This is a genomic window from Pelotalea chapellei (assembly GCF_018531195.1).
GTDB lineage: Bacteria > Desulfobacterota > Desulfuromonadia > Geobacterales > Pseudopelobacteraceae > Pelotalea > Pelotalea chapellei.
The window spans coordinates 12,390-25,497 of sequence record NZ_JAHDYS010000023.1; the positions used below are offsets into that span (position 1 = coordinate 12,390).

Genomic DNA, 13,108 nt, shown 5'->3' on the forward strand with positions numbered 1-13,108 from the left:
AGAGGGGGGATGTAGGACCGTGAATGAACCGTAGTGGCAAGATACGACAAAAAAGGGGTTACAGCTTGAGCTGTAACCCCTTGATTTTTTTGGCGCGCTTGGAGAGATTCGAACTCCCGACCTACGGATTCGTAGTCCGTTGCTCTATCCAGCTGAGCTACAAGCGCACTTTGTTAAAAAAGGGTCATGCCATGCAGCGTAACCCTTATTTTTATGGTGCCCAGGGACGGAATCGAACCGCCGACACGAGGATTTTCAGTCCTCTGCTCTACCGACTGAGCTACCTGGGCAAAAGGATTTTTCTTATACCTTTTTGCTGCTGGTGCTGTCAACAATAAAACCTTGTTGGTTGAAAATAAAATTTACTTCTTATCTTTTTCTCGCTGGGCACGGATCGGGACGTAATTGCAGAAAGGTTCCTCTTCCATGTAATCGCCATGGACGGCATCGGCCCGTGCTCGACATCCGCCGCATACATTAAGGTATTCGCACTGGCCGCATTTCCCTTTGTACGCCTTGAAGTTGCGCAGGTTCTGGAATATTTCCGAGTTTTCCCATATTTCGCGGAAGGGAGTTTGTTTGACATTGCCGGCAGTGCGGTGGAAGTAGGAGCAGGGTTTGACATTGCCAAAGCAGTCGATCAGACAGATGGTTTGGGCGGCGATGCATCCTTTGCCGCCACCGGTGGAGAATGTCAGGGAGCGGCGTTCGAATTTTACCCCTTCTTCCTTTGCCTTCTGGGGGACTATGCGATAGTAGTGCGGTGCACATGTGGGACGCATGAGGATATCGTCTTCGAGTTTTTCCTGCTGATAGTGCCAATCCAGGATTTCCTCGTAATCCTCCTTTGAAATCAGCTCGCTCATGATCTCTTCACCGCGGCCGGTGGGGACGATCATGAACATGTACCATGCAGTGGCGCCCAAGCCTTTGGCTGTCTTGAAGGTGCTGGCAATATCGTGCTGATTGCGTTTGGTGAAGGAGGAGTTAATCAGGAATTTCTGGCCATTGCGGCGGAAGATTTCCGCTGCCCGAACAACGCCATCAAAAGAGCCGGGACATTGTCGGAAATTATCATGCACTTCGGCGCAGCTTCCATCCAGGGAGAGGGAAACCATCTTGATGTCTGCTTCTTTCATTTTCTTGCAAACTTCATCAGTTACCAAAGATCCGTTGGAGGCCATGCACATGCGCAACCCCAGAGAGGTTCCATAGGCGGCAAGTTCAAAAATATCAGCACGCATCAAAGGTTCCCCGCCGGAGAGAACCACGACCGGTTTTGAAAAATCAGCTATTTCGCGAAGAAGTTTTTTGCCTTCTTCGGTGGTGAAATCTCCCTGAGAAGAGGTCATTTCGGAAGAACAGCGACAATGGACACAGCGAAGATTACATCTTTGCGTAGTTTCCCAGGCAACCCATTTAGGAATGAATTCGGGGGTCATAAAGCTCCTGTTGAGAATGGTACGGTGAACTTCTGGTAACTAAATTTACGCGAAAGACGTAATAAACTCAAGGATATTTCCAGTGATTGGGGGATATGCAAAATGCGCAATAAGCTTGAAAGGCTATATCAATTCTGCTATAGACACGATCGGTGTAGTCGAATTTCAAAAGTCGCAGGCATCCGCTAAACAGCATGCAAGGAGAGAGGCATGTCCACTCCGCAGATGGTCATGTATGATGAAGAGTTTCAGGAGATTAATCTGGTTATTGAGCGATTGCTCAAGGAAGCCAATGCCAAAGTAATCTTTTTGGTTGATAAAAATGGCCAATTGATATCGGGAGTGGGAGAAACAGAGCGTTTTGACACGACATCCCTTGCCTCCCTGACGGCAGGCAATATTGCTGCCACGGGTGGACTTGCAAAACTGATAGGAGAGAAAGAGTTCTCGATCCTTTTTCATGAGGGAGAAAAGGACAACCTGCATATTTCAATTGTTGGTGGCAGAGTCATACTGGTGGTGCTGTTTGACTGTCGGTCATCACTCGGGCTTGTCCGTCTGAGGGTCAAGAAATCTTCTGACGAGCTTTCGGCGATCTTCGACAAACTGGTAAAAAAGGCCGAAGACAAGGAAAGGCGCGGGGTATCGGATTTCCCCTTTGCTGAAATTACGGACGATGATATCGATAATCTTTTTAGCTGATGGTATGAGGTAACGATGTCTTTCATCAACTATGCCTCACGTGAAATAAACTGTAAGATTGTCTATTACGGGCCTGGCTTGTGCGGCAAGACGACCAATCTGCAGTACATTTACCAAAAGACTGCTCCGGATGCCAAGGGCAAGATGATCAGCCTGGCCACCGAAACAGAGCGCACACTGTTCTTTGACTTTCTTCCGCTGGCTTTGGGCGAGATACGTGGCTTTAAGACCAGGTTTCATTTGTATACCGTCCCGGGCCAGGTTTTTTATGATGCTTCCCGCAAGCTGATCCTTAAAGGCGTTGACGGGGTTGTGTTCGTTGCCGATTCCCAGGAAGAACGAATAGATGCCAATATCGAGTCACTTGAAAATCTACGCTATAATCTTAACGAGCAAGGGTACGATCTGGACAAGCTGCCCTATGTGGTGCAGTACAACAAGCGGGATTTGCCGCATGTAATGAGTGTTGAAGAGTTGCGCAGGGAGCTGAATCCCACAGGAGTCCTTGATTTCGAAGCTTGTGCCACAACCGGGGAAGGTGTTTTTGAAACACTTAAGGCAGTTGCAAAGTTGATTCTGATGGATCTTAAAAAGGGAAGATAAAGGCTAGATTTTCCGCTGCCACTGCAGGGCTTTATAGTGCTGAAGTTTTAGATGTTGGTCATATCATTGGGTTTTAACTTGTTTTTGCAAATCAATTATGGTATCTATCCTTTTCCTGTGCAGGTCAGGGAAACAGATGCGGAGAGATGGCCGAGTAGGTCGAAGGCGCTCGCCTGCTAAGCGAGTATACTGGGAAACCGGTATCGAGGGTTCGAATCCCTCTCTCTCCGCCACTTTTATGTTCGGGTATCTCTATTGGGGTTGACGGTGTGTTCTCTAAAAGTGCTGCTTGTTCTCGTTGCTCTGCTCACGCTGCTGGCGGGATGTCAACAGGATGAACAGCAAGTCCCACCCAAGCTGGAAATTGGTCGGTCACATGCAGCCACTAGAGAATCAGTCATTGTTGTTCCCGAATCAGTAAAAGGGCAATGGAAAGCAGTCAGAATAGCAGTTACCGATAAAACCACCGGCAAGACCAGCGTCCACACTGTCCCCGTTGGCGGAAAAATATCCCTCCCCCCATCATCCATGGTCATTCACGTTGAAACTTTCCTCCCGGCCTTTGTCAAGGAAGGGCCCAAAATGACCTCAACATCAAACACCTTAAAAAACCCTGCTGCAAAAGTTGTGATTAGCGAAGGTGCTACAGTAATTTTCAATGGCTGGCTTTTTTCACTCTTCCCTAACGCGCATGCTTTCATGCATCCCCGCTACGGCTTCACCCTTGTTGACGTCATCCCTGCAAAACGATAATCCCTGAGTTCATAAATTTACTATTGCTGCGCGAGCAAGGCAGTCGCAACGCTCATTTTCAATATGTCCGTCATGGCCACGCACCCATTGCCACGTAATGGTGTGAGCGCGGGCAGCTGCAAGCAGCTCCTCCCACAGGTCACGGTTGACCACCGGTTCTTTTTTGCTGTTCTGCCACCCCTTGCGCTGCCAGCCGATGATCCATTCGGTTATTCCTTTGACAAGGTACTGGGAATCGGTCGTGATTATCACTTTGCAAGGGCGGGTGAGGAGCTTCAGTGCCTCAATGGCGGCTGTCAGTTCCATGCGGTTATTGGTGGTATGTGCCGCAGCTCCGCTGATCTCCTTCTCATGCCCGTTGTAGCGCAGGATGGCCCCATAGCCTCCGGGGCCGGGATTGCCGCTGCAGGCGCCGTCACAGAAAATATGCACCACGCTGCTGCAGGTTGGCTGTTGTTCCTCTTGAACGCTACGCTTCGCCGACATAGGCGCCCTCCTTCCTGAGCAACCCGGCAATTCCTTGCATGACGCGCTCGACAATCAGCAGATGGGTCTCTTTGCAATTCTCCCTTGCATAAAGATCGCTGAAATCCAGCGGTTCTCCGAAGACAGCGGTAGCCTGCTGGCCGATGCCGGGAAACTTCCAGTGATTGAGTCCGATCAGCGCAGTCGGAATGACGGTAGGCCGGGTTTCATAGATGATTTTGCCTACACCGCGATTGCCTTTGCCAAGCCGCCCGTCCCTATGCCGGGTGCCTTCGGGAAACAGCATGACTTTCTGGGTTTTTAGCAGGTCCTCAATCACATGGGTCGCTTTTACATCTCGTCCGCGCCTGACCGGGAAAGCTCCCCAGGATGAATATATGATTCGCTGGAACGGCTTGCGGAACAGCTCTTCTTTGGCCGGCGCCCAGAGCATCTGGAAGTGGTGATGACGAATTATGGCCCAGGGAAGGAAAATGGTTTCATAGGCAGAGATATGATTTGATGCGATTAGCACGCCGCCGTGTGCCGGAATATGTTCTGCCCCTTTGGTTGTGAAACGGTTGAGTGTGGAGGCGTAGAAACCGACGACATACACGGAAAAGGTGACCCAGAAGCGCCTTAAAGCGGAAATTTTCACGTACTGACCATCCTTGAAAGCCGGGGCAGCGGCTGATGTTCTTTTGAACCATTGTTTATAGCACTGTCGATCGCTCTTCGGCAACAGTGAACGGTTTATGGCATTGGAAAACACTTTGACAGTTGCTATAGTAACTAGTTCATATCCGTCACCGGAGAGGAGAAGGTCATGATCATCCACAGCCGGCAGAGAATCTTTAAGGGACTGTTTGTCGATATGGAACAGATGGAGGTTGAGATCGGCGGGTGCGGGAGTCACACGTACCAGATTGTTCGCCATCCCGGTGGCGCCGGGGTACTGCCGGTGCATGGCGATGGCAGCATATCACTGATCCGGCAGGCCCGGCCGGCTGTAGAAGCGATGCTGCTGGAAATTCCTGCCGGTCGTCTTGATATCGCCGAACTTCCTTTCCACTGCGCCATACGTGAACTGCATGAGGAAACCGGTATGATTGCGGACGAGATCATTCCACTGGGATCGATCTATTCTTCTCCGGGTGTTTTTGATGAAGTCATCCATCTGTTTGCGGCCACCGGCATCACCCAGGGAATAGCACAACCGGAAGCAGATGAGGAAATCGAAGTAGTGCATTTGCCTTTGAATGAGGCACTGCAGATGGCTGCCGATGGCCGTATCAACGATGCTAAAACGCTGGCGGCATTGATGCGCTGGGACCTTCTGCAACGGGGAAGAGAGAGTCATGCCTGATTTTGCGGTGAGCGAGGAAAAAAACCGCTGGCTGAAGGAGAAAATGGCCGAGCTGCAGGTGCGGGAGGAGGATCTTGAGGAACAGTTTGTCCGTTCTTCCGGCAATGGTGGTCAGCATGTCAATAAGACCTCTACCTGTGTGCAGCTGCGTCATATACCAAGCGGCATCAGCGTCAGCGCATCCCGTGACCGCAGCCAGTCAGTCAATCGCTTTCTGGCGCGGCGGGAACTGCTGGAGCGTCTCGCAGCCTTGAACGGTGTGCTGACTCCCGAAATGAAGCGCATTGAACGATTGCGAAAACAGAAAGACCGGCGCCGCAGACGGACGGTCAAGAAGGAATTATGATCACATCAGAAACAATGAAGCGGCTGGAATTTGACAAGATTCTGGCCGACATAGCCACTCGCGTCCATAGCGATGTGACACGCAGCACGGTTCTGGCTGTCATGCCCCAGAATGATGCCCGCAGCATAGCGGATATCTCCGGCCGTGTCGCTGAAATCCGCAGGCTCTCCAGTCTCGGCATCAGTTTGAATATTTCGCAGTTCGAAGACATCCGTCCCCTGCTGGATGCGGTCAGGCCGGTCGGGAGTTTTCTGGCACCACAGGACCTGCTGCTGTTCATTCCCGTGCTGCGTAATTTCAGTGATATCGCCCGCCAGTTTGCACCCCGCAGCGATATTCCCCTGTTGAAATCGCTTGAGCCTTCCCTGAGACCGTTTGCCGATATTCTGGAGCCGCTGGCAGCTTCGATAGACTACGATGGCAGCATCATGGACAGCGCCTCGCCCCAGCTCAAGGAGATACGTCGGGGCAAAAGATCTCTTGCAGCGCGCATTCGCAAGAAGATCGAGGAAATCGTCCGTGACAACAACATCGAGATCTTTCTTCAGGATGATTTCATCACCCAGAGATCCGGCCGCTGGGTCATCCCGGTGCGCATGGATTCAAAGGGAATGGTCAAAGGGGTGGTGCATGATGTTTCTTCTTCAGGCGAGACAGCCTTCATGGAACCGCTGGAAATCATCCCCTTTGTCAATGAACTGGAGAACCTGACGGCAGAGGAGAAAGCAGAAGAGATCCGTATCCTGCGCCAGCTTTCGGCCTGGATCAGAGAAGACGCGGCAGACCTGGCCGCCTGTTTTGGAACGCTGGTGGTGATGGACCGCTTGAACGGGATAGCGCTCTTCTCCGACCAGTTCGGGCTGGAAGTAGCTCGCATGAACAGTTCCGGGGGGCTTACACTGGCCGGGGCGCGCCATCCGATGCTGTTGATGCTGCAGCAACAAGGGGTACTTCAGCGGGTAGAGCCGCTTGACCTGCATCTGGATGGCAATGGCCAGGTGATGGTGATTACCGGACCCAATGCAGGGGGCAAGACGATCGCCCTGAAAACAGCCGGCGTGCTGACCCTGATGGCCCTGTGCGGCATACCTGTGCCGGCCGACGGCGCACGTTCCGACTTTCCTCTTCTTGATACATTGCTGGTCGATATTGGCGACGAGCAGTCAATCGAAGAAAGTCTCTCCACTTTTTCGGCTCACGTTGCTCGTATAGCGACCATCCTTGGTCAGGCAGGGCCAAGAACACTTGTTCTGCTGGACGAACTGGGTGCCGGGACCGAGCCGCAGCAAGGGGCTGCCATCGCCTGCGGGGTGCTGCGTGACCTTCAGGGAAACGGGGCAACGGTAATTGCCACCACCCACCTGTCAGAGATCATCGGGTATGTTCACAGCACGCCAGGAATGATCAATGCCGGCATGGAGTATGATGCTGAAAAGTACACGCCGCTTTACCGCCTGATCAGTGGCGAGCCGGGCCATTCCCATGCCATCGAGATTGCCCGTCGCTTCGGCATGCCGGAAAAGGTAATCGAGTTTGCCCGGGATATGCTCGGTACGGCCGGCGCAGATTTCACCTCACTGCTGGCTGAACTGCACCGCAAGCGGGAAGAGCTGGTGGAGGCCCGTCGCCAGCTGGAACAGCAGCAGGAGCAGGTTAAGATTACGGAAAAAGAGCTTGAGCGCCGCGCCGCCGGTATCGAAACCGCCAGGCGCGAGGCGCGTGAGAAGGCCTGGGGTGAGGCGCGTGAACTGATCTCAACCAGTCGTCGCCGCATGAATGAGTTGCTGGAGGAATACAAGCGGGAGCGCCGCTCGGAGATCATTGACAAGCTGCGCAACAGCGAACGGGAAATTACCGAACAGCTTAAGCCAAAGGACCACGGTGATGAGGAGCACAAGCCCCTGCAGGATGTAAGCGAGGGAGATGCAGTCCACGTGCGCTCTTTGGGGCACGATGCAGTGGTGCTGCAGGTTATTCCCAAACAGGGCAAGGTACGCGTGCGGGCCGGCAGCATGGAGTTGGAGCTGCCCCTCAACGATCTGGCGGCTCCACTGGCCAAGGGAGGCAAAAAAGCCCGGCAGCCGGATAGAAAGAGCTGGGGTGCCGCCTCTGCAGAAACCGAGGAACGGGAACTCAAGTTGATCGGTCTGCGGGTGGAAGAGGCGCTGGACATGCTCGAACCTTTTCTCAATCATTCCTCGCTCAGTGGCCTGCGGGAGGTCCGCATCATCCACGGCCTCGGATCCGGCAGATTGAGGCAGGCGGTCCGGGAGCATCTTGCGCGGCATCCGCTGGTGGAAGAGTACCGGCCGGGAGAGGCGCATGAAGGACGCGATGGAGCGACAGTTGTCACTCTGCGAGGTTAGTATCAATTTTCTTAAAGAATTATGTCTCTTAGCGTCTTTGCGGCTTCGCGTGAGAAAATGTCTTTCAACTGCTATCTCGCTCGCTTCGCTTAAGACGCCAAGGCGCGGAGAAAACCGACTTCTTTTGAAAGCTAATGGAACCCACTATGGATTATTTTATTGTTGAAGTCAGCGAGCAGGAGATAAAGCGTGAGCGGGACAAGTCCAGGGAACTGCGCCGCAGTCGCTGGTGGCAGAATCGGCTGGCTCTGGGGGAGTGTCATTGGTGCGGGGGCAGGTTTCAGGTCGAAGAGCTGACCATGGATCATGTGATTCCTTTGTCGCGTGGTGGCAAGGCCTCCCGCAACAACGTGGTGCCCTCCTGCAAAGAGTGCAATAGCAGGAAGAAATACCTGCTTCCCATGGAGTGGGAAGAGTATCTGAATCAATGCGGAAAAGAGGAGCAGCAATAGAGTGAACAAGATCAAGAGCCGTTACAAAGCTGTCATCTATGACTGCGATGGGGTCATGCTGGACACCCTCGAGTCCAACTATATTTTTTATAACCGGGTGATGAATTACCTGGGTCGGCCGGAGCTGGACCGGAACGACCTCAAAGCCCGCTCGGTCCTCCACGCGTATTCCTTCAATAACGTGATGGACTACTTTTTTGAGGGCGATGAATGTCACGCCGAAGCGATCGAATTCGCCAAGACAATTCATTACCGTGACTTGTCTCCCTTCATGAATGTAGAAGAGGGCTTGATCGAGACGCTGGACCTCCTCAAAGGGCATGTCTCGTTGGCGGTTTGTACCAATCGGGCTATTTCGATGGAGATGATCATCGAGGATTTCGGATTGAGCGGTTATTTCTCCTGTGTCATGACCGCTTCCAAAGTGACCAATCCGAAGCCGCACCCGGAACCGCTGCTCAAGGTGCTTGATCATTATGGCATCGAGCCGGGTGAAGCGCTCTTTGTGGGGGACAGTGCTGTTGACATGGAGGCTGCCGCAGGTGCAGGAGTACCTTTTGTCGCCTACAAATCTCTCTTGCCCGGCCAGGTCCGCATCCAGCACCACGCGGAAATACTCAACCACCTCTGAAAGTTGGCTCGCATCAGTAACAACAAGGGCCATTCACCGGTAAGTGAATGGCCCCTCTTAATCTTAGCCTTAGCCTTAATCTGAGCCTCAACCTGCTATTTCTTGCCCCGCTCGTCCAGCGCCTTGTTGAGCAGCGCTACGCCTTCTCTGGATGCGACGATCGATGCTGCCAGGCTCTCCCTGGCCAGCTGGGGATTGTGGAATCCATCGCTATTTTCTGCTGTCCACCACTCCCACAATACATGTGCTTCTTCATGCTTTTCACGCGCTTTGGCCAAGGTCGCTTCATCCACGCCGAAGCGTTTTGCTATTGCATAGGTGTCGATCAACTGGCTCAGCCAGTATTCCGACTTGCGTATTTTGCCCCTGACGTAGTTTTGTGCCGCATTCAGTTGGTAGAGCTTCTGTTCCGTTGTCCACTTGGGGTGGCACCTGGAGCACGATTCCTGGATATGATGCTTCGGTCTGACCATCATATGTGTGCGGTATGTTTTTCCTTCCGTATCTTTCATGGGTGGCATGTGACAGTCGGCACAGGTTACCCCGGCCTGCTGGTGGACACTGCCAAAATAGGTCTCAGCCTCGGGATGCTGCAACTTGACCAGCCGCGCACCGGTCACTGCATGTTTGAAATCGTAGAAATTGAGCTTCTTGTAGTGTGCCAGGAGTTCCTTGACCTGGGTAAGGGGCATGTGGTTGGTGCGAAGGTCATCAAAACCGACCGGCTTGCCGCTATCAAACTCGAAGCCCTTGCCGCAGGCATATTCCACGTGGCACTGGGCGCACATCAGCGTGGCGTTGGGCTTCTGCATGATGCCTATCTTGCGGAACCCGTCCCTGAAAGAAATGACCTTGAGATCTGTTTTGCCATCCTTGCCGGCAAACATGGTGGATCCTTTTTCAATCTGGTTGATCAGTTCATCACGGACAATGCGCGGCTGGGTTCCGTGGGGATCGTGGCAGTGGATGCAGCCAACTGGATTGTGAGTGTCCTTGGCAACCGCGATGACATCAGAAGTGCGGTCCCAGGTGGCTTTTGGGTCCTTGTCGCCGAGAAACTTCCATTTGAGGATATGGTCGGAGGTCTTGCACTGAATACAGGTGGGGTTGCCCCCCTTGCCGGTTTCCGCCATCTTGAAATCAGGTCCCTTGTCCGCCAGGATGTCCCAGGTCTTGCCGACAGCATCCACTCCGTACCAGCCGTTTTTGTACTGGAAGCGGCCTCCTGCGAAACGATCCACCACGAACTGATCGGTCACCATGAAGGCGTGGCTGCGCGGTTCATTGTGTTCAATGGTGAAGCCATAGGGGGCCAGCAATTTGTCCATGACAGGTGAACGCCCGCCGGGTATCCCTTTTTCACTGTGGGCCGGGGATTCATAGTTCACAGCCATGGAACTGGAAAATTCCATTTTGTGGCACGATCCGCACATGGCCTGGTCGATGATGGTGACCGGTTTATTCTCATAACTTTTCAGGTGCTCATCCAGCTTGCTGTGACAGGTTGTGCAGGCCAGTTGTGCATGGGGCGAACCTTCCTTGAGTGCTTTGACCTCTTCATGACAGCTGTAGCAGGTACCCCTGCCATCATCTTTAGAGTTGGACGTTGATGATGCCCCTGTTGCCGTTACAGAAAATAGCGGCAAAGAAAAAATCAATGCCGCACCGCTCGCCGCAGCCCATGCAATCCATTTTCCTGGCGTCATCTTTTTCCTCCTTGTGCCGAATTCCACGTAGTTTTAAAAAGCTTAATTCAAAAATACTATGGAAACAGTAGAAGTCAAAAGGCGCGAGCCGGTGCTTAGGCACAAAAAAAGAGGCAGAATCTTGACGATCCTGCCTCTTGTGGGGTGGTGGGAATTTCCGGGAATGGAAGTGGCTTGTTGTTTCGAAACCTGCTAGCGAACCAATTTGGAAAGTTTCTTGAACTCCTCTGTGCCCGCTACCTTCAGCAGTTGAAACACCACAGATTCAGTGCATGTTGGAACTGCACCTGCCTGGGCCATGGCATCCAGAGCGGTCTGCCAGTTCTGCTTGCTGCGGCTCATGACGGCATCTCTTACCAGATGAACGACAAAGCCGGCATCAAGCAGTTCGATCACCGTCTGCAACACACAGACATGGGTCTCCATACCGGTGATGATGATCTGGTTACGGCCGGTGGCTTTGATGCTTTCAATAAACTCGCTGCAACCGCAGCAACTGAAAGTCATCTTCTCGCAGCGGGAAGCATGTGCTGTTTTTTCTTTCAGGGCCGGTAGTGTGGAGCCAAGTCCCTTGACATACTGCTCTGTTACCAGCACCGGAATTTGTAATTCTGCTGCGCTTTCCAGAAGGATAGTGATGTTCTTCGATAATCTGGAGAGCACTTTCTCATCCATGGCAGCACACAGTTTTTCCTGCACGTCAATTACCACCAGCAGCGCCTTGTCCTGCTCCAGAAAAAAAGTGTCTTTTATCGACATGGTAGTTCCTCCTCTGATTTAGTATCTCAGGTTCGCTTCAGTTCTATGCCCAATTCGGTGATTTTCTTGCGTAAGGTATTGCGGTTGATACCGAGAATATCGGCAGCCTTGACCTGATTCCAGCGCGTTTTTTCAAGGATATGACGAATAAGGGGGCGCTCTACCTGCTCCAGTACCATGGCGTGAATATCACCTTTGTCCAGCTTTTCGATGCCGTTAAAGCAGGTGCGCAATTTGGCATCCACCAGAGCCTCCAAAGATGTTTCCGTGGTACTCACGGCAACGTCATCTGCTTTGGAACGCAGACTTTCAAAATCGGCGGGTGTAAGCAGCGGATCGTTGGAAAGTATGACGGCGCGTTTGATGGTATTTTCCAATTCGCGGACATTGCCGGGCCAGGAGTGGGCACCAAGAACCTCCAACGCACTGGTGGAGAGCTGTTTGGGGCTGGTTGAGAGTTCACTGCAGGCTCTATCCAGAAAGTAGTAGGCCAGGTCGGGGATGTCTTCGCGACGGTCCCGCAGTGGTACCAGGGTTATCGGCACGACGTTGAGGCGATAGTAGAGGTCTTCCCGGAACTCCCTCTGCCGGACTCGTTCCAGCAGTTCCTGGTTGGTGGCTGCAACGATGCGCACATCAACCGCAATATTTTGAGTGCCCCCAATTCTGGTGACCTCCTGTTCCTGCAGAACCCTCAGGATTTTGGCCTGCAGATCCAGTGGCATATCGCCAATTTCATCCAGGAAAATGGTGCCATGATTGGCCTGCTCGAATTTACCGAGCTTTCGTTCGCCCGCACCGGTGTAGGCACCTTTTTCAGAGCCGAAAAGCTCGCTTTCGAGCAGATCGCGAGGAATGGCGGCGCAGTTGATTGCAACGAACGGTTTACCGAGGCGGCCGGAATTGTAATGTATTGCCCGCGCCACCAGTTCCTTGCCAGTGCCTGATTCCCCCTGGATAAGGATGGTGACATCGCTGCCGGCTACTTTTCCAATTGTTTTATAGATATCCTGCATGGCAGGCGAGTGGCCGATAATATTCTTCTCGATCTGGTAGCGGTCTTTCAGTTCCTGTTTCAGGACTGTTACCTGACCCGCTACATCGCGTGCCCGCTCGACTTTTTCGATGATTGCATCGATCACGTCAAGATCAAAGGGCTTGGTGATGTAGTCATAGGCACCGCGTTTCATCGCTTCAACGGCATTCTTCATGCTGGCTTCTGCGGTCATGATCACGACCAGCAGATCGTTCTTCAACTCGCGGATGCGGTCCAGCAGATCAAGCCCGTTGATGCCCGGCATGCGAATGTCCACAATAGCCAGATCGTAATCATTTTCCTGGATCATGGACATGGCCTGTCTGCCATCCACAGCGAGATCAACATTGAATCCTTTACGCTTGAGTGCTTTGGACAGCACCCAGCGCATGCTCTCTTCATCATCGGCTACCAGAATTTTTTGCAGCGGCATGTGTGAACCTCAATTTCGGGACGCGGGAAATGGGCCTGGATCAGCCCA

Annotated in this window: 14 protein-coding genes and 3 tRNA genes; 9 read left to right on the top strand and 8 right to left on the bottom strand. The window is 52.7% G+C overall.

The features are described 5' to 3' along the window. Window positions 1-90: 90 nt before the first annotated feature. The 3 genes from KJB30_RS17035 to KJB30_RS17045 form a co-directional block, all read right to left on the bottom strand. Window positions 91-167, bottom strand: a tRNA-Arg gene (locus KJB30_RS17035). A 47-nt stretch (window positions 168-214) separates the two neighbouring features. Next, a tRNA-Phe gene (locus KJB30_RS17040) sits at window positions 215-290 on the bottom strand. A gap of 72 nt (window positions 291-362) precedes the next feature. Then, window positions 363-1,442, bottom strand: coding sequence for a radical SAM/SPASM domain-containing protein (locus KJB30_RS17045; RefSeq protein ID WP_214301578.1), 1,080 nt, complete (start codon window positions 1,440-1,442; stop codon window positions 363-365). A gap of 210 nt (window positions 1,443-1,652) precedes the next feature. On the opposite strand from KJB30_RS17045, the gene KJB30_RS17050 reads away from it, so the two are divergent. The 4 genes from KJB30_RS17050 (at window position 1,653) to KJB30_RS17065 (ending at window position 3,500) form a co-directional block, all read left to right on the top strand. Next, a complete protein-coding gene (locus KJB30_RS17050) occupies window positions 1,653-2,144 on the top strand; it encodes a roadblock/LC7 domain-containing protein (RefSeq protein WP_214301579.1) in 492 nt (163 codons plus the stop codon). A gap of 15 nt (window positions 2,145-2,159) precedes the next feature. After that, window positions 2,160-2,747: a GTP-binding protein gene (locus KJB30_RS17055; protein ID WP_214301580.1), complete on the top strand. Its 588-nt coding sequence runs from the start codon at window positions 2,160-2,162 to the stop codon at window positions 2,745-2,747. A gap of 140 nt (window positions 2,748-2,887) precedes the next feature. Then, window positions 2,888-2,980 (top strand) — tRNA-Ser (locus tag KJB30_RS17060). 34 nt (window positions 2,981-3,014) lie between these two features. Beyond that, window positions 3,015-3,500 (top strand): DUF2155 domain-containing protein, encoded by a 486-nt coding sequence (locus tag KJB30_RS17065; RefSeq protein ID WP_214301581.1) that lies wholly within the window; start codon window positions 3,015-3,017, stop codon window positions 3,498-3,500. A gap of 9 nt (window positions 3,501-3,509) precedes the next feature. Here KJB30_RS17065 and rnhA read toward each other — a convergent pair whose 3' ends face one another. Both rnhA and KJB30_RS17075 read right to left on the bottom strand, forming a co-directional pair. Next, entirely contained in the window at window positions 3,510-3,986 is a 477-nt protein-coding gene (gene rnhA, locus KJB30_RS17070; RefSeq protein WP_214301582.1) for a ribonuclease HI, read from the bottom strand. Continuing rightward, complete coding sequence (locus tag KJB30_RS17075) at window positions 3,970-4,623, bottom strand: lysophospholipid acyltransferase family protein (RefSeq protein WP_214301607.1); 654 nt, start codon at window positions 4,621-4,623, stop codon at window positions 3,970-3,972. The genes rnhA and KJB30_RS17075 overlap by 17 nt, the downstream gene beginning before the upstream one ends. Window positions 4,624-4,791: 168 nt before the next feature. Here KJB30_RS17075 and KJB30_RS17080 point away from each other — a divergent pair, with 168 nt between their 5' ends. The 5 genes from KJB30_RS17080 (at window position 4,792) to KJB30_RS17100 (ending at window position 9,126) form a co-directional block, all read left to right on the top strand. Beyond that, window positions 4,792-5,331, top strand: coding sequence for an NUDIX hydrolase (locus KJB30_RS17080; protein ID WP_214301583.1), 540 nt, complete (start codon window positions 4,792-4,794; stop codon window positions 5,329-5,331). Beyond that, entirely contained in the window at window positions 5,324-5,677 is a 354-nt protein-coding gene (locus tag KJB30_RS17085) for a peptide chain release factor family protein (protein ID WP_214301584.1), read from the top strand. The genes KJB30_RS17080 and KJB30_RS17085 overlap by 8 nt, the downstream gene beginning before the upstream one ends. Further along, window positions 5,674-8,043 (top strand): endonuclease MutS2, encoded by a 2,370-nt coding sequence (locus KJB30_RS17090; protein ID WP_214301585.1) that lies wholly within the window; start codon window positions 5,674-5,676, stop codon window positions 8,041-8,043. The genes KJB30_RS17085 and KJB30_RS17090 overlap by 4 nt, the downstream gene beginning before the upstream one ends. Window positions 8,044-8,189: 146 nt before the next feature. Beyond that, window positions 8,190-8,495 carry an HNH endonuclease gene (locus KJB30_RS17095; protein WP_214301586.1) on the top strand — a complete coding sequence of 102 codons (306 nt, stop codon included), beginning with the start codon at window positions 8,190-8,192 and terminating at the stop codon, window positions 8,493-8,495. A 1-nt stretch (window position 8,496) separates the two neighbouring features. Beyond that, on the top strand, window positions 8,497-9,126 hold the full coding sequence (locus tag KJB30_RS17100; protein WP_437179744.1) for an HAD family hydrolase: 630 nt from the start codon (window positions 8,497-8,499) through the stop codon (window positions 9,124-9,126). A gap of 95 nt (window positions 9,127-9,221) precedes the next feature. Here KJB30_RS17100 and KJB30_RS17105 read toward each other — a convergent pair whose 3' ends face one another. From KJB30_RS17105 to KJB30_RS17115, 3 genes are all read right to left on the bottom strand, one after another. Beyond that, the gene (locus KJB30_RS17105; protein ID WP_214301587.1) at window positions 9,222-10,832 is read right to left on the bottom strand and encodes an ammonia-forming cytochrome c nitrite reductase subunit c552; all 1,611 of its coding nucleotides are present in this window, start codon (window positions 10,830-10,832) and stop codon (window positions 9,222-9,224) included. Between the two features lie 192 nt (window positions 10,833-11,024). Continuing rightward, window positions 11,025-11,591 (bottom strand): hydrolase, encoded by a 567-nt coding sequence (locus tag KJB30_RS17110; RefSeq protein ID WP_214301588.1) that lies wholly within the window; start codon window positions 11,589-11,591, stop codon window positions 11,025-11,027. 26 nt (window positions 11,592-11,617) lie between these two features. After that, the gene (locus tag KJB30_RS17115; RefSeq protein ID WP_214301589.1) at window positions 11,618-13,060 is read right to left on the bottom strand and encodes a sigma-54-dependent transcriptional regulator; all 1,443 of its coding nucleotides are present in this window, start codon (window positions 13,058-13,060) and stop codon (window positions 11,618-11,620) included. Window positions 13,061-13,108: the final 48 nt, after the last annotated feature.